This is a genomic window from Mesorhizobium sp. B3-2-1 (genome assembly GCF_006439515.1).
Taxonomy (GTDB): Bacteria; Pseudomonadota; Alphaproteobacteria; order Rhizobiales; family Rhizobiaceae; genus Mesorhizobium.
Window position 1 is genome coordinate 86,052 of the sequence record NZ_VFTI01000016.1, and the last position, 15,715, is coordinate 101,766.

18 protein-coding genes are annotated in these 15,715 nt (G+C 63.9%); 7 read left to right on the forward strand and 11 right to left on the reverse strand.

Translation table 11 applies throughout. The annotated features are described in order from the left end of the window. Positions 1-53 precede the first annotated feature (53 nt). The 4 genes from FJW08_RS17915 (at position 54) to moaB (ending at position 2,655) form a co-directional block, all read left to right on the forward strand. On the forward strand, positions 54-917 hold the full coding sequence (locus FJW08_RS17915) for a S49 family peptidase (RefSeq protein WP_140760068.1): 864 nt from the start codon (positions 54-56) through the stop codon (positions 915-917). Between the two features lie 83 nt (positions 918-1,000). Beyond that, on the forward strand, positions 1,001-1,186 hold the full coding sequence (locus FJW08_RS17920; RefSeq protein ID WP_140759972.1) for a hypothetical protein: 186 nt from the start codon (positions 1,001-1,003) through the stop codon (positions 1,184-1,186). 25 nt (positions 1,187-1,211) lie between these two features. After that, complete coding sequence (locus FJW08_RS17925; RefSeq protein ID WP_140759970.1) at positions 1,212-2,099, forward strand: 4-(cytidine 5'-diphospho)-2-C-methyl-D-erythritol kinase; 888 nt, start codon at positions 1,212-1,214, stop codon at positions 2,097-2,099. Position 2,100: 1 nt separating this feature from the next. Then, positions 2,101-2,655, forward strand: a complete 555-nt coding sequence (moaB, locus tag FJW08_RS17930) for a molybdenum cofactor biosynthesis protein B (protein ID WP_140759968.1) — start codon at positions 2,101-2,103, stop codon at positions 2,653-2,655. Between the two features lie 146 nt (positions 2,656-2,801). Here moaB and FJW08_RS17935 read toward each other — a convergent pair whose 3' ends face one another. Continuing rightward, positions 2,802-3,776: a hypothetical protein gene (locus FJW08_RS17935; protein WP_140759965.1), complete on the reverse strand. Its 975-nt coding sequence runs from the start codon at positions 3,774-3,776 to the stop codon at positions 2,802-2,804. A 143-nt stretch (positions 3,777-3,919) separates the two neighbouring features. Further along, complete coding sequence (locus FJW08_RS17940) at positions 3,920-4,447, reverse strand: glycosyltransferase (protein ID WP_140759963.1); 528 nt, start codon at positions 4,445-4,447, stop codon at positions 3,920-3,922. 150 nt (positions 4,448-4,597) lie between these two features. Here FJW08_RS17940 and FJW08_RS17945 point away from each other — a divergent pair, with 150 nt between their 5' ends. After that, positions 4,598-5,752 (forward strand): PA0069 family radical SAM protein, encoded by a 1,155-nt coding sequence (locus FJW08_RS17945; RefSeq protein ID WP_023771004.1) that lies wholly within the window; start codon positions 4,598-4,600, stop codon positions 5,750-5,752. A gap of 152 nt (positions 5,753-5,904) precedes the next feature. Then, the gene (locus FJW08_RS17950; RefSeq protein WP_140811704.1) at positions 5,905-6,609 is read left to right on the forward strand and encodes a ribonuclease HII; all 705 of its coding nucleotides are present in this window, start codon (positions 5,905-5,907) and stop codon (positions 6,607-6,609) included. A gap of 317 nt (positions 6,610-6,926) precedes the next feature. Here the strand turns inward: FJW08_RS17950 and FJW08_RS17955 are convergent, their stop codons facing one another. From FJW08_RS17955 to FJW08_RS17985, 7 genes are all read right to left on the reverse strand, one after another. Continuing rightward, the gene (locus FJW08_RS17955) at positions 6,927-7,418 is read right to left on the reverse strand and encodes a F0F1 ATP synthase subunit B (RefSeq protein WP_140811705.1); all 492 of its coding nucleotides are present in this window, start codon (positions 7,416-7,418) and stop codon (positions 6,927-6,929) included. 10 nt (positions 7,419-7,428) lie between these two features. After that, positions 7,429-8,010, reverse strand: a complete 582-nt coding sequence (locus FJW08_RS17960; RefSeq protein ID WP_140759957.1) for a F0F1 ATP synthase subunit B — start codon at positions 8,008-8,010, stop codon at positions 7,429-7,431. A 62-nt stretch (positions 8,011-8,072) separates the two neighbouring features. Beyond that, the gene (locus FJW08_RS17965; protein ID WP_010914827.1) at positions 8,073-8,297 is read right to left on the reverse strand and encodes a F0F1 ATP synthase subunit C; all 225 of its coding nucleotides are present in this window, start codon (positions 8,295-8,297) and stop codon (positions 8,073-8,075) included. Positions 8,298-8,377: 80 nt separating this feature from the next. Continuing rightward, positions 8,378-9,136, reverse strand: coding sequence for a F0F1 ATP synthase subunit A (locus tag FJW08_RS17970; RefSeq protein WP_140759956.1), 759 nt, complete (start codon positions 9,134-9,136; stop codon positions 8,378-8,380). Positions 9,137-9,217: 81 nt separating this feature from the next. Next, positions 9,218-9,619, reverse strand: a complete 402-nt coding sequence (locus tag FJW08_RS17975; RefSeq protein ID WP_140759954.1) for an AtpZ/AtpI family protein — start codon at positions 9,617-9,619, stop codon at positions 9,218-9,220. Between the two features lie 257 nt (positions 9,620-9,876). Next, entirely contained in the window at positions 9,877-11,055 is a 1,179-nt protein-coding gene (locus FJW08_RS17980; RefSeq protein ID WP_140811706.1) for a cell wall hydrolase, read from the reverse strand. A 145-nt stretch (positions 11,056-11,200) separates the two neighbouring features. Further along, positions 11,201-12,487: an MFS transporter gene (locus FJW08_RS17985; protein WP_140811707.1), complete on the reverse strand. Its 1,287-nt coding sequence runs from the start codon at positions 12,485-12,487 to the stop codon at positions 11,201-11,203. 116 nt (positions 12,488-12,603) lie between these two features. Between FJW08_RS17985 and FJW08_RS17990 the strand changes: the two genes are divergently transcribed. Continuing rightward, the gene (locus FJW08_RS17990; RefSeq protein WP_140811708.1) at positions 12,604-13,524 is read left to right on the forward strand and encodes a LysR substrate-binding domain-containing protein; all 921 of its coding nucleotides are present in this window, start codon (positions 12,604-12,606) and stop codon (positions 13,522-13,524) included. A gap of 17 nt (positions 13,525-13,541) precedes the next feature. Here FJW08_RS17990 and der read toward each other — a convergent pair whose 3' ends face one another. Next, the gene (gene der / locus FJW08_RS17995; protein ID WP_140811709.1) at positions 13,542-14,972 is read right to left on the reverse strand and encodes a ribosome biogenesis GTPase Der; all 1,431 of its coding nucleotides are present in this window, start codon (positions 14,970-14,972) and stop codon (positions 13,542-13,544) included. After that, positions 14,969-15,634, reverse strand: a complete 666-nt coding sequence (locus FJW08_RS18000) for a tetratricopeptide repeat protein (protein ID WP_140811710.1) — start codon at positions 15,632-15,634, stop codon at positions 14,969-14,971. The genes der and FJW08_RS18000 overlap by 4 nt, the downstream gene beginning before the upstream one ends. Between the last annotated feature and the right edge of the window lie 81 nt (positions 15,635-15,715).

The window sequence follows — 15,715 nt, forward strand, 5'->3', positions numbered from 1 at the left end:
GTTGGCTGGGAAATCCCTACATGCCTGCAACCATCGCCGGAGACCACGTCATCGTGAAACGTCTTTTCAACCGTCTGCTGCCGAAGTCCTGGCGCTCCACCGTCGTCACCATTCCGGTCATCCGGCTGCACGGCACCATCATGGCCGGCGGCGGTCTGTTCCGACCGAGCCTGTCGCTTGCGTCCACCGCCGGACTGATCGAAAAGGCGTTTTCCTTCGACGCGCCCGCGGTCGCGATCTCGATCAACTCCCCCGGCGGCTCCCCGGTGCAGTCGCGGCTGATCTTCAAGCGCATTCGCGACCTTGCGGTCGAGAAGAACAAAAAGGTGCTTGTCTTCGTCGAGGATGTCGCGGCGTCTGGCGGCTACATGATCGCTGTCGCCGGCGACGAGGTCTTCGCCGACCCCTCCTCCATCGTCGGTTCGATCGGCGTGGTGTCGGCCTCGTTCGGTTTCCCGGAACTGATGAAGAAGATCGGCGTCGAGCGCCGTGTCCACACCGCCGGCCAGAACAAGGCGGTGCTCGATCCGTTCAAGCCCGAGAAGAAGGAAGACGTCGAGCGGCTGAAGGTGCTGCAGCTCGAAGTGCACGAGACCTTCATCGACCTGGTCAAGGAGCGGCGCGGCACGAAGCTGGCGGACGATCCGGACCTGTTCACCGGGTTGTTCTGGACCGGCAAGAGAGGCCTGGAACTTGGCCTCGTCGATGCGCTTGGCGACATGCGTACGGTGCTGAAGACCCGCTTCGGTCCGAAGACCGAACTCAGGCTGATAACAGCGCCGCGTGGTTTGTTGGGCCGCTTCGGCCTGTTCGGCTCGAGCATGGGCTTTTCAGCGCCCGATATCGCCGCCGCGGCGGCCAGTGGCGTCATCGATGCGGCGGAAGAGCGCGCATTGTGGGCGCGCTTCGGGCTTTGAAAAAGCCATGAAAGCGTCTAGCATGGTTGCCCGAAAGACCCGACCGGCCGCCCTTACCGGCCCAGCGTGGTAGGAGTTTGGACATGCCACAGCTCATTTTCTTCGCCGTCGTCGGCATCGCCGCCTATTTCGGCTACCGCACTTTCGTGCGCGAGGCCGAGCGCGTGACGGCCAAGGTGCGGCGCACCGAAAAACAAGCGGCCAACGGCACGATGGGAACGCTGGTCAAGGATCCGAAGACCGGCGAATACCGGCTGGCCAAGGACTGACCTCATTTCACTCGCGATCGAGACTGTGCAATCCGGTCCGCGTGTCCGGACATGGGCGGCACCCGCCAAGATAAACCTTGCCTTGCACGTCACAGGCAGGCGCCCCGACGGCTATCATCTCATCGAAAGCCTGGCCGTGTTCACGCGCTTTGGCGACAGGATCGAGATCGCGCCGGCTGAAGGCGACGATTTCAGCGTGTCCGGCCGCTACGCGCCGGACGTTCCGCTCGATGGCGACAATCTGGTGCTGAAGGCACGCGACGCGTTACGGCAGGCCGCTGGTCCTCGGAGCACGCCGCCCGTGACCATCAGGCTCGAAAAGAACCTTCCGGTCGCGTCCGGCGTAGGCGGAGGGTCGAGCGACGCGGCGGCCGTGCTGCGCGGGCTGGCAGACAGCTGGGGCCTGGACATCGACAACGCCGAGCTGGCGCGGATCGGCCTCTCGCTTGGCGCCGATGTGCCGATGTGCCTGGCGGCAAAGCCGCTGCTGGCGCGCGGCATCGGTGAGGAGCTGTCGATGGTGCCGGATTTTTCGGCGCTGGGTCTGGTGCTGGTCAATCCGGGCACACCGGTCTCGACGGCGGAAATCTTCGCTGCACTGTCCCGTCGCGACAATGAGCCACTGCCGCCGCTGCCGCGCAGCATCGAGTTTCACAGCCTGCGCAACTGGCTGGAGATCACCCGCAACGATCTCGAACCTGCGGCCCTTGCGATGCGGCCCGCCATAGGCAGGGCGCTTTCATGGCTTGATAAGGCCGGATCAGGGTTTTCGCGAATGTCCGGATCGGGCGCGACATGCTTCGGCCTGTTCGAGACCGGCAATGTCGCCAAGCGCGCGGCGGCCGAGATCCGCAGCCGCCAGCCCGACTGGTTCGTCGCGGCAACGCGCAGCATGGCATCGGAGGCTGAGTGAGATGGCCAGGATTGACGAGAGCCGTGCCTTCATTCCGGTGCGCATCGCGGTGCTGACGGTTTCCGACACACGCAGCCTCGCCGACGACAAATCCGGCCAGACGCTGGCCGATCGCATCACCGGGGCCGGCCACATCCTGGCCGGCCGCGACATCGTCACCGACGACCGCGAAAAAATCCGTGACACCGTTCTGGCGTGGTCGCGGGACAAGGCCATCGACGTCGTGATCACCACCGGCGGAACCGGTTTCACCGGACGCGATGTGACGCCCGAAGCGCTGGAGCCCATCTTCGAAAAGCGCATGGATGGCTTTTCGGAAGTGTTCCATCGCATCTCCTACGACAAGATCGGTACCTCGACGATCCAGAGCCGGGCGACCGGCGGCGTCGTCAACGCCACCTTCGTCTTCGTGCTGCCGGGCTCGCCCGGCGCCTGCAAGGATGCCTGGGACGGCATCATCGAGGCACAGCTCGACTACCGGCACATGCCCTGCAACTTCGTCGAGATCATGCCGCGCCTGGACGAACATCTGCGGCGCGGGAAGACCGCTCCATAAGAGTCGAGGCACGCACCGTTTACAAGGTGGAACGGCACCGGCGTCTTCGAAAGGTCACTCCAAACCGGATGTTGGAGGAAAGTACCTTCTCGTGAAACGGCCATATAGCTGTCACGACAAGAAAGACGGCCTCAGACAATCAGCTTTCAGCGAATGACCGGTTCGCCATGAAAGCGCCGACGCGAGGGACGCGAAACACCGAAGCCGACTTCCATCATCAGCCTCGGCGTGCGCGCCGGCACCGTGCCCATATGGAAACCGAAGGGATCCTCGACGAAGCCGAGACCCGCCTCCCCGGTCAGGGTGACCGGGCTTTGCTCGCCATAAACGTCCAGCACCTCCTTGGCGGGATGGCCGACGAGAAGGGTGAGCTGATGCTTTATGGCACGTTTGTTGTGGCTGGCCCTGACATAGACGTGCGGGCCAGTATCGATGTCGACGGGCTTGAGATAGAAGAAGAATTTCAGCATCCGCCAGTCGTCGAGGTCGAAATGATACTTGCCGAGCGAGGCAAGGTTCTTGTCGGCTTCCGAGGCCTGGCCAGTTGGAAAGCTCCACCAGACGCGCGTTGTGATCAGTCTGGCCTGAGCGCCGAGATAATGTGCGGCGATGTCGAGAAGCAGCGGATCGCGCTGTACGGCGAGTGCCGCCGGGCAGTCGAGGATGCGTTCGAAATAGTGCCCGCTGAGCAACGAGCGGCCCAATCGTCTCTCGGCTTCGGCGTGCTCGCCCGGCATGAATTCGAGGCGGCGGTCGAAATTGCCGAAACAAGGCGTGCGCCCCGCGAAACGCGCGATCTCTTCATGGATCACAGCCGGCAGGACGAGCCCTGAAAACAGGCCTTGGGAGCGTAGCGCATCGACCACCGTGCTCCGCTCGACACCCGCAAACATCGTGTTTCCCGCATTGTCGACCGGACGAGCGCGTTTTGCGCCCAGCCAGTGCATGCGGCGCCCGGGCATGGTGCGCGCCAGCACGAACATCGGCAGCCAGGCAGGGTTTTCGCGCAGGTCCGCGAAATAGGTCGGAACGCGCACGGCGATGCGCCGCAGCAGGCTGCCATTGCGCGCGATGGCCTCGATACTGGCAGTGCCGGATTTGTCAGGAATCGAAAGCTTCATTGGATCCTCGGCTGTGACGGCGCCACCGATGCCGCACCGGCTACCGCGCGGCATGACCCGAACCCAACTCACCCACCTCGTCGTAAGGCTACCTCCGCGTCAGTCTTTGTGCAACGCACAATGGACAGAGCAGTTGCAAAAAATCATTTCGAGGCGCGGTGCCCGTGCTTCGGCGGCGCCGCCCATATCTCGGCGTCGAGTTTCCTTGTCGCCAGGCCGCGCGCCAGCGCCTCGGCGCTGCCGGCACTTTTCGACAAGGAAGCGGCCTGGCGCTTGCTGATCACCAGCCCGTCGGCCAAAGCACGGTTGCCCGAAAAGACCCGGGCCAGGAACGGCGGACGGCTGCCCCGCGCTCGCGAGAACCGGGCGGCCATGGTCTGCCTGGCCGTATGGGCGACGACCGCGTCGATCCAGCCCTCTACCAGCCTCGCACCCGGTTCGAGAAACAGCAGCCAGTCACCCTTGGCCTGGCGGATGCCGGCGGCGATGCCGCCGCTCCCCACATAGTGGCAGCCGGCATGCTCGGCGACGCGATGCGTGTGGTCGGTGGAGCCGGTGTCGCAGACGACGACCTCGCGCACCACGCCCTCGACCGCGCCGCCAATCAGCGTCGCCAGCGTGCGGACGAGCCCCTCCTCGTCATTATGCGTTTCAATGAGAACACTAAGCATCGTGAGCCGAATAGCGGAAAGCGTTGACCGACGCCAGTTTTTGCAGCGCACCATAGAAAGTTCTTGCTTTGTTCTCATCGACAAAATAGGAATAATTTCATGAGCAGAGCGATTCGACACAACATGGACAGTCCCTGGGAGCGGGCGAAGATGGAACCGATCATGCGCGCCGACATTGCGGCCTTCGGAGCAGGACGGGCCGAGATGGCCAACGCCATGATTGAGCAGAGTGGCATGCGGGTCCGTCCGGACCGCAATCGTGGCCGGTCGGCAGGCATCAATCCATCCGGCCGGTTCGAACCCGTCAGCCGGCATGTCTTCGACGACGGCTGGAGTTCGCTGGAGGAACTGCCTCCGTTCAAGACCGAGGTGCAGGTGGAGAAGCCGCGCACCATCATCACCCGCAACGAATCGCCCGACATCTCCTTCGACCGGTCGATCAATCCCTATCGCGGCTGCGAGCACGGTTGCGTCTATTGCTTCGCGCGGCCGACGCACTCGTTCATGGGCCTGTCTCCGGGCCTGGATTTCGAATCCAAGCTGTTTGCCAAGCCGGACGCGGCACGCCTGCTCGACAAGGAGTTGTCGAAGGACGGCTACCAGCCGCGCACCATCGCCATCGGTACCAACACCGATCCCTACCAGCCGATCGAGAAGCAGTACCGGATCATGCGCGAAATCCTCGAAGTGCTGGAGGCGCGCGGTCATCCGGTCGGCATCGTCACCAAGTCGGCCCTGGTGGTGCGCGACATCGACATTCTGTCGCGCATGGCCGAGCGCGGGCTCGCCAAGGTGGCGCTGTCGGTGACGACGCTCGACCGCATGCTGGCCAGGACGATGGAACCCCGCGCCTCGACGCCGACCAAGCGGCTGGAGGCTATCAGGCAGCTTTCGGATGCCGGTATCCCCGCTTCGGTGATGGTGGCGCCAATCATTCCCGGCCTGACCGACCAAGAGATGGAACGCATCCTCGACTCGGCACACCATGCCGGTGCGCGCGAGGCTGGCTATGTGGTGCTACGCCTGCCGCTGGAGGTCAGCCCGATCTTCAAGGACTGGCTGCTGCGCCACTATCCCGACCGCTATCGTCACGTCATGTCGCTGATCCGTTCGATGCGCGACGGCAAGGACTACGATTCGGAATGGGGCAAGCGCATGAAGGGCGCCGGACCCTATGCCTGGCAGATCGGCCGGCGCTTCGAGATCACCGCCAAGCGGCTCGGCCTCAATGCCGAACGACGCACGCTGCGGACCGACCAGTTCGTCGCCGCCGGCAAGGACCAGGAGCAGTTGATGCTGCTCTGAACCGACAATCGCCGCGGCTGTTTATTGCCGCCGTGGCGAAAAAATCCCGTCCGGCCTGCCCCGGCCTGCAGACGGTGCCCTCCCGGTCCGGCGCCCCACCCGACCCGGAGGGACTTGCGGAGAATCGGAGCCGATGCGAACCTCGCCGCAACATGGCTCGCGCGCGTTCTGATTCTCCGCTTCTCTTCGAAATCGTCGAGAAGCCCGATTTCTCCTTCGAGACGAAGGCGATGGTCGATGGTCTGTGGCCGGTTGCGGGGATGGACGAGGCCGGCCGTGGTCCGTTGGCCGGGCCGGTCGTCGCCGCGGCAGTGGTACTCGACCCCGCCAACATTCCCGAAGGGCTCGACGATTCCAAGCGGCTTAGCCATTTGCAGCGTGAAGCGCTGTTCCTGCGCATTCTTGACACTGCCCAGGCAGTTTCCATGGCCTCGATCAGCGCCGAGGGCATAGACGGCAGCAACATCCTCAAGGCCAGCCTGGAAGCGATGCGCCGCGCCCTGGTCGGACTGTCGGTTCAACCGAAACTCGCGCTCGCGGACGGGCGCGACGTGCCGCCAGGACTGCCCTGCGAGGGCCGCGCGCTGATCAAGGGCGACCAGCGCTCGCAATCGATCGCTGCAGCCTCGATCGTGGCCAAGGTCATGCGCGACCGCATGATGTGCGGCTGCGGCAATCATCACGATCGTTATGGCTTCGAAGTCCATATGGGCTACGCCACGGTCCGGCACCGCACGGCAATCGAGGCGCATGGGCCGGTGGCGCGGCTGCATCGCACCTCGTTTGCGCCGTTCCGGCTGGGTGGCGCCGAGGTGATGGAAGAAGAAGAAGAAGAAAGCTTCGCCGGGCTGGACTGAGCGACGACGCTATTTCTTGGAGTTTGGCGAAAGCAGCGGTGTCGGCCGATCTCCCTCCTTGTGGGGGAGATGTCCGGCAGGACAGAGGGGGGCGCTGTCCCGCCAGCCTATCAATCGGTCAATCGGTCGCGCCCAGGTTCCTCGGTAAATTTCACTCTATGCGGCGGATGAAAATCAAACCGCTGGCGATCCTTTGCGCCCCCTCTGCCCTGCCGGGCATCTCCCCGACGAGCAGGTAGATTGCCCCGTTGACGCACCGCACAACAAAAAAGCCGCCAGGTTTCCCAGGCGGCTTTGATTTACTCGGTGTCGTCAGCTCAGTTCAGCTTGGCCTTCACATCCTGGAGCGCGGACTTGAACAGGTCGGCTCCGGCCTTGGCGTCAACCTTGGCGCCGAGCAATGCGCGTGCCGCCTCGACAGCGATGTCGACGGCGCTGGCGCGCACTTCGCCGATCGCTTCGCGCTCGGCCTGGCCGATCTTCTGTTCGGCAAGCGCGGTGCGCCTGGCAACGTAGTCCTCGGTCTTCTTGCGGGCATCGGCGGCCAGCAGTTCGGCCTCGCGCTTGGCGGCCGCGACAATGTCGGCAGCCTCCTGCTCGGCTTCCTTGCGCTTCTTCTTGTACTGGCCGAGCAGTTGCTGGGCTTCTTCCCGCAGCTTGCGTGCCTCGTCGAGCTCACTGCTGATCCTGGCGGCGCGGGCGTCGAGCGCCTTGGCGATCATGCCGGGCACCTTGATGTAGACGGCGATGGCCAGGAAGATGATCAGGGCAATCGTGGCCCAGAGCGTTGCGAGAGATGTAGCGTCCATGATGCGCTCCTCACCGGGCCACGGATTTGACCGCGGCCGCGATCTCGGCCTTGCTGGCCTTGCCGCCAACGAGTGCCTCGACGATCGCCGAAGCGGTGTCCTCGGCGATGCCGCCGACTTCCTTCATGGCATTGGCCTTGATGGAAGCAATGCGTGCCTCGGCCTCGCCAAGCTTGGCGTCGAGCGCGGCCTCGATCTTCTTACGCGCGGTCTCGGCTTCCGCCTTGGCCGCATCGCTGGCCTGCTGGCCGATCGAGTTCGCGTTCTTCTTGGCTTCCGCCAGTTCCTGCTCGTAAGCAGCAACTGCAGCATCGGCCTCGCCCTTCAATTTGGCTGCCTGGTCGAGATCCTGGCTGATGCGGTCGTTGCGAACATCGATGATGCCGCCGACGCGCGGCATCACCACCCTCTTCAGGAAGAGGTAGAACAGCCCGAAAGTGACCGCCAGCCACAGAAGCTGCGACGGAAACGTCGCCGGATCGAATGGCGGGAACGTGCCGTGCGCCTCGGCAGGCACGCCGGTGCCGGAGTGCGTGTCGCCTTCCGTCGCGGCGGGCGCGGTCTCTTGCGCAAAGGCAGATGTCACAAACATCTCATTCCCCTGTCCATAAGGTAAGGTCGCACTATGCGCCCCCCTTCGTCAGCCCGTGGTTCTTACTTGAACACCAGGAGAAGCGCGATCAGGAGCGAGAAGATGCCCAGGGCTTCGGTCACGGCGAAACCGAAGATCAGGCGGCCGAACTGACCATCGGCAGCCGACGGATTGCGCAGCGCGCCCGAGAGATAGCTGCCGAAGATGTTGCCGAGGCCAATGCCCGCGCCACCCATGCCCAGGCAAGCGATGCCGGCGCCGATTGCAGCTGCTGCATTTACTTCCATGTCAAACTCCTTGTGGTTCCGTTGTCGTTGCAGTTTGTAGTTGGCGTCACGCGCCGGTGAAATTTAGTGACTGGTGAAATTTAGTGACTGGGGTGCAGGGCGTCGTTCAGGTACATGCAGGTCAGCACCGCAAAGACGTAGGCCTGCAAGGCCGCCACCAGCAATTCGAGCGCCGTCAACGCCACCGCCATGGCCAGCGGCAGGATCGAACCCGCAATGCCAAGTGCGCCCAGCGCGCTGAGGCTCACGACAAACCCTGAAAACACCTTCAGCGTGATGTGGCCGGCGAGCATGTTCGCGAACAGACGAACCGAGAGGCTGACCGGGCGCGACACGAAGGAAATCACCTCGATCGGAACGACGAGCACCATCATCAAGAGGGGCACGCCTTTCGGCACGAAAAGCTTCAGGAAGCCAAGGCCGTGCTTCATGAAACCATAGACGATCACGGTGCCAATCACCATGATGGCCAAACCGAAGGTGACGATGATGTGGCTGGTGATGGTGAAGAAATAGGGGAACAGGCCGAGCAGATTGCCGACCAGCACGAACATGAACAGCGAGAATACGAAGGGGAAGAATTTCATGCCCTGCGTGCCGGCGGCATCGCGCAGCATATTGCCGACGAACTCGTAAGCCATCTCGGAAACCGACTGCAGCCGGCCGGGCACCAGGCTGCGGCTCGACGTCGTCAGAAGCAGGAATGCAGCGGCAACGACCACGGTCGCGACCATGAACAGGGCGGAATTGGTGAAAGACAGATCAAAGCCGCCGATCTCGATCGGAACCAGCTTGATGATATGGAACTGGTGGATCGGATCGACCTTGTCAGCTGCCACGTTCAAACCCCGTCAATGCCGCGTACGGCTAAATTACCATTGCCGCATGAGCGGCTATTTCCAAATGCCGCCTGAAGGCGGTCATTTGCTGTCGTCCCGGTCACGGCGCGGCTTCGCACCTTGTCCGAATTCCGCCACAACGCCAGCCGAACGCATGACATTGAGCACGCCGGCGCCAAAACCAAGCAGCAGGAAAACGATCAGACCCCACGGCGATGTCCCCGCCATACGGTCGATGATCCAGCCGATGCCGGCGCCCACCACCACCCCGGCGATAAACTCGCTGGATAGTTTGATCGCCTGACCGTATCCGGTCACTGGTTTCGCGTCGTCTTTCCCCTCGAGCCGGTTCGGCAGCCTTGTCGCAAGCGATGCTCCAAGTTCACGCCGACGGCGCTCAAGATCGTCGTCGCGGATTTCGGGGTCATGCTCTTTGCCGCGGCCGGTTTCTCCGGTTCCGTCTGGCCCTTTTTTTTCGGCCATCGCAACCCCCCTGCCCGGGCAGACCGTCACCGTCCGTCCGCTTCTAAAGTCGCCGGCAACATAGTTAGAGGGTTTGCGCCCGTCAAGCCACGGACGGAACTTCCACGTTGTGTATTTTAGATAGTAAAATCAATGGATTAGAAAGGTGCGACATCGTGCCCTTTGCGATCGGGCGGATGCGCCGCGCGAATCCCCCGGACAATGGCTCTCCGATCGACGGTGCGACCGGCCAAAAAGAGCGGTGACCAGCGGGCCGCTCAGCTCCAGCCGCCACCATAGGTCCGGTAAAAGATATGCAGGCCGATCTTGGTCATTTTCTGCATCGTGCGCGCCCAGCCCGGATGGACATAGTTGGCATAATAGTGGGTGGACGATCCTACTTCCGGAATGAATATCTTGCCGGCGGTGACGGCCATGCCGACATCCTGGGCGGTCTTGTAGGCGACAGGATTGTCGATGCGCTTCTTTCTGCCGTCGCAAGCGAATGAAAACTGACAGCGGTTGAACCAGCTGTCGTTCTGATAGACGACGCCGCAGATCGAATTGGGATAGGCGGGATTGCGGACCCGGTTGAGGATCACCTGGGCAACGGCGGCCTGGCCGCGCACGGCTTCGCCGCGTGCCTCGAAATAGATGCCGTTGGCCAGGCATTTCTGCTCCGGCTTGGAGAAGACGCTGGCCGGAAGCGGATTCTGGATCCAGGCGTGATCGCCCTTGGCCATCGGCGGAATGAAGCGGCCGCTGTTGGGCTGCTCGTCCTGGAGCAGGGCTTCAAAGGGGGAGGCCTTGGCATAGTCCGGCGCGGATTGCGCATAGGCGGTCGCCAGTACGTCGGGATGTTCGTTGTTGACCAGGGCGGCAAGCATGGCCGGCACGCCGGGATCCGGCTTCTTGTCCTCACGCGCGTGGAATGCGGCGGCGATCTGGATTTCCTTGCCTTTGATCTGAGGCTTGGCGAAGGCCATTTTCAGGTCGCTGTCCATGCTCGGCCGCATCAGCGAGGAGGTCCGCTGGAAGATCGACCCAGCATTGAAGTTCTTCGGCGGTGCCACCGGAGAGACCTGGACGATGCGGCCCTTCTTGTCGGCGCGCACGACGCGATCCTCGTCGGGCGACCCGCTGACCTTGCCGCCCTTGCCACGGAACGAGACGGAGCCGATACCGGGAAGGCGAACGCCGGAACCCGAGATCGAGCCGGTGACGTCGGAATCGACGAACGGCATCTCGGCCGCGTGGACCGAACCGGCGACCGATTTCTCGACATAGGAGTTCCAGCGCGTCGGCGCTTCGAGGCCGGAAACGAGGCTTGTCATGTCCTGGTAGGCGGCGACGGTCGGGAAGCCGATCCAGATGCCGAGGCCGATGATGAACGGAGACACAAGGCTGCGTTTCTCACCGGCGGCGGCCATCAGCCGCTTCAACACACGTCGATGCACGGAACTCTCTCCAGGAACGCAACTGACCCCACTGGAGAGCAAAATGATGCATTAACCTTGATGGGACGTTAACGGGATCGGTCGGGTTTTCTCAGTCGGCTGGAGGTCGTGGCTTCGAAGTCGGGCGGTTTTGCGGCGGGAGCGCTCAGGTCCGCCTCACGAAGATCGGCCAGGTGGCCAGGGCGCAGGCGGCGGCCGACAGCCAGACGCCGGGCCATGACCAGAGGTGCAGTAGCCCCGGAATGGCCACCGGAACCAGGAAGAAGCCGACGAAGACAAAGCTGTTGGCAAGGCTGAGTGCCGTTCCGACATGGCCGGCACCGGCCAGCGTGGCAAGCTCGGTATAGGCAACGCCATGCCAGGCGGAGACCGAGATGCCGGCGACGACAAGCACCAGGGGCAGGACAGCGATCAGAAAGGATTGGCTGCCAGGCATTGCGGGAACGGCCAGAACCAGCACCCAGAGCATCACGAAGGCCAGCGCGCTCAGCGCACTGCACGAGCGAAGAAACTGACGACGGTTGCCGTGGCGGTCGGTAAAGCGGCCGCTCCACACGCGCATGACCATGGCGCCGACCTGCACCAAGGCGAGGCTCGCGCTGATCGCCGTCGTGCCAAGTCCGGCGAAGTCGTGCAGGAACACCGACGCGAAAGTGAGGACCGCCACCTGCGGAAAGCAGAGCAGGCCGATCGCGGTCGAGATGCGCCAGACCTCGACGTTGCGCAACGGCGCCGGTCCATCAGACAAGACAGCGTGGCCTTCACCCGCTGTCGGCGGTTCGTGCAGCCAACGCCAGGCAAACAGTGCCGAGAGAGCGGATGCCGCCGCCAGAAGCCCGAACACCGCGGCAAAACCAAAAGCCAGGGCAAGCGAAGGCAGGACAAGCGCGCCGAGGCCGCCGCCGAGCGGCACCGCCGTCTGCCTGATGCTCATGGCAAAGCCGCGCTCATTCTCCCGGAACCAGGCCATGATGGCGCGGCCGCTCGAGCCGTTGACACTGCCGCCGAGCAGTCCCGTGACGAGCAGGCTTGCCGCCAGCAGCATGACATCGGGAATGCCTGAGCTTGTCGGCACGACGAGCATCGCCATCGCAAGCAGCCACGCCGCCGTCGCGCCAAGGCCGATCAGAAGCACGCGGCGATCCCCCCAGCGGTCGGTAAGCAGACCCCATGGCAGTTCGCTGAGCGCAACGCCCAGCCCGAGCAGGCCAAGCGCCAGGCCGAGTTCGGCATTGCTCAAATGATAGCCCTGGCGAAGCACGACCGCCGTTGCCGGTATGCCGGAGAAAGTGGCCGAAAAGCCGGCGTTCGCGGCAACCCCTATGCCCAGGACCTTCCAGCGATGGTTGGGCCCGAAGGTCCGGCCGGCAGCGGTGGCGGCAGCGCCTCGCCCAGATGGCTGGCAATCATTGCGAATGACGGTGGCAGACATGGTTCCATTCCCGTGACGCCGGTCGAGCGGCCTTGACGGGAGGGATGTAGCGCCATAGCTTCATCCATAAAATCAGGAAGTTTTTGATCAATAATCCTGAAAATAAGGACGATACCATGCGACGCGTCACATTCGATCTCGACGTGCTGAGGACTTTCGTCACCGGCATGGAGCTCGGAAGTTTCGCCAGGGCAGCCGAACGGCTTGGCCGCTCGACCTCCGCCGTCAGCGCACAGCTGAAGAAACTGGAGGAGCAGGCCGGCACGCCGATCTTCCGCAAGGCGGGGCGCGGCCTGTCACTGACCGAAGCCGGCGAGACGATGCTCGGCTATGCGCGGCGCCTGATCGAGCTCAATGACGAGGCAGCCTTGGCCATCCGCGACGTCGAACTGGAGGGCTGGGTGCGGCTCGGCCTGCAGGAGGATTTCGGCGAGGCCGTGTTGCCGGAAGTGCTTGGGCGCTTCGCCCGCGCCCATCCCAAGGTTCGGATCGAAGCACGGATCGGGCGCAGCCACGAATTGGCCGAGCGTGTTCTTTCCGGCAACCTCGACATCGCGCTCGCCTGGCATGATGGCACGACGCTGCCATACAGCCGGCATGTCGCCGACGTGCAGGCGCGCTGGATCGGCCCGGCGAAACCGATGGAGGCAGGCCCCCAGACTGACGAGGCGCTGCAACTGGTGGTGTTCGAGGCGCCTTGCCTGCTGCGCACCGTGGCGACCGAGACGCTGGATCGTGCCGGGCGCCCATGGCGCATGGCGTTCTCCAGCCCCAGTCTTGGCGGCATATGGGCGGCGGTGGCGGCAGGCCTCGGGCTGACGATCCGCACCGATATCGGCCTGCCCGCAAATGTCAGGGCGCTCGCGCCCGGAGTGCTCGGACTGCCGCCGCTGCCCAAGATGGCGCTGCACCTGCATCAGAAGGATGCCGAGCTCGATCCGGTCGCGGCGCGGCTGGCCGACATCCTGGTGCAATCGGCGTTCGAGGCGTTGCCCGAGGGCGCCGAGATGAAAGAGAACCGGCTGAAAGTCGCTTAAGCGTTGCCGCCCGAGCCTCAGCGCTTCTTCGCCCGGCCGGCGAAGGGGTTGTCGGACGTCCTCAACGCGATGCGGATCGGCACGCCCGGCATGTCGAAGGCTTCGCGCAGGCTGTTCGAGAGATAACGGACATAGCTTTGCGGCATCGCATCCGGCCGCGAACACTGGACCACGAAGCCCGGCGGCCGCGTCTTGGCCTGGGTGACATATTTGACCTTCAACCGGCGCCCGGCGACAGCGGGCGGCGGATGATGCGTCAGTATGGCTTCGAGCCAGCGGTTGAGCTTGCCGGTCGAAACACGGCTGTTCCAGACCTTGTGCGTCTTCAGCACCGCATCCATCAGCTTGTCGAGGCCGCGTCCGGTCTCGGCCGAGACCGGCACGGCCTGAATGCCGCGCGCCTGCGGCAAGAGCCGCTCGGTCTTCTCACGCAATTCGGCCAACAGCTCCTGCGGGTTGTCGATGAGGTCCCATTTGTTGAAGGCGATCACCGGCGCCCGGCCCTCGCGGATGATCAGGTCGGCGATCTGCAGATCCTGCTTCTCGAAGGGAATGGTGGCATCGAGCACGATGATGACGATCTCGGCGAAGCGGATGGCGCGCAAGCCATCCTGCACCGACATCACTTCCAGTTTTTCGTGGATCCTGGCCTTGCGGCGCATGCCGGCCGTGTCGAACAGTTTCATGCGGCGGCCGCGCCAGTCCCAGTCGACGGAGATGGAATCGCGGGTGATGCCCGCCTCCGGTCCGGTCAGCAGCCGTTCCTCGCCGATCAGCGCGTTGATCAGCGTCGATTTGCCGGCGTTCGGCCGGCCGACGACAGCGATGCGCATCGGCTTGGTGTCGTCATAGGCCGGCTCGACATCCGGATCGGCGATGTCCTCGCCGATCAGCACTTCGCTGGCGGCGGCTTCTTCGTCGTCGCCGTCTTCATCCTCGCCGAAAGCCCGCGCCTCGCCCAGTGCTTCAATCACCGCGTCGCGAAGGTCGGGCATGCCTTGGCCGTGCTCGGCCGAAACCGGGATCGGCTCGCCAAGCCCGAGCTCCCAGGCTTCCAGCATGCCGCCCTGCGCGCCCCTCGCCTCGGCCTTGTTGGCGACCAGCACGACCGGCTTGCCGGACTTTCGCACGATCTCGGCAAAGGTCCTGTCATCCGGCAACAGGCCGGACTTGGCGTCGATGGTGAAGAAGATCAGATCCGCCTCGCGGATGGCGATTTCGGTCTGCGCGCGCATGCGGCCCGGCAAGGTCGACGCGCCGGCATCCTCGAAGCCCGCTGTGTCGATGACGTCGAAATGCAGATCGTAAAGCTTCGCGGCATGGACACGGCGGTCACGGGTGACGCCCGGCGTGTCGTCGACAAGCGCCAGCTTCCTTCCGACCAGCCGATTGAAAAGCGTCGATTTGCCGACGTTAGGCCTGCCGATGATGGCGACTTTGAAGGTCACGACGCACTGCCCGACCCGCGGATCAGTTCGGACATCAAGGTCGCCCGCTCGCGCGCGTTGCGCGGGGCGCCGTCATCGGAGGCGATCTGGTCGAACAGTTTCAGCGCGTCCTGGGTCTTGCCTTCCTTCCAGGCGGCAAGCCCGAGCGCCTCGCGCGCGCTGTGGCGCAGCGCGTTGGTGTCCGATGTCAGCGCCTCGACCCGGCTCGACACATCGGCGAAGGAGCCGTGATCGACGAGCAGGAGCGCCGCCCTCAGCCGCGCCATGTCACGCAGGCCCTGGGGGATGGCGGTGTCGGCGGCGACATCGTCGAAATCCTTGACGGCGGCATCGACGTCGCCCTTGTTGGCCTTGACGGTCGCGGCGCGCATGCGGGCGAGCAGCGGATAGGCGCCGTAGCCATCCTTTTCCAGCTGATCGAGCGCGGCCAGCGCGTCATCGCTCTTGCCATCATTGGCAAGCTTCAGCGCCTGCGAGAAAGCATCGCCGGAGCGGTTGGCGCGCGTCTCGTCCCAATAGCGATAGCCGACGAAGGCGGCGGTGCCGAGCACCACCAGGACGGCAATCACGAGCAAGGCCGGGCCAAAACGGTCCCATAGCTTCTGCGCCTGTTCGCGACGCATCTCGTCATTGACTTCACGGATAAAACTGTCGTCGGACATCAATCAAACCATTCCTGCCCCGGGCCGGGGCGGTTCATGAGCCCGCGTTTTAGCGAAATTTTGTCGGCATGGAAGGGGTTC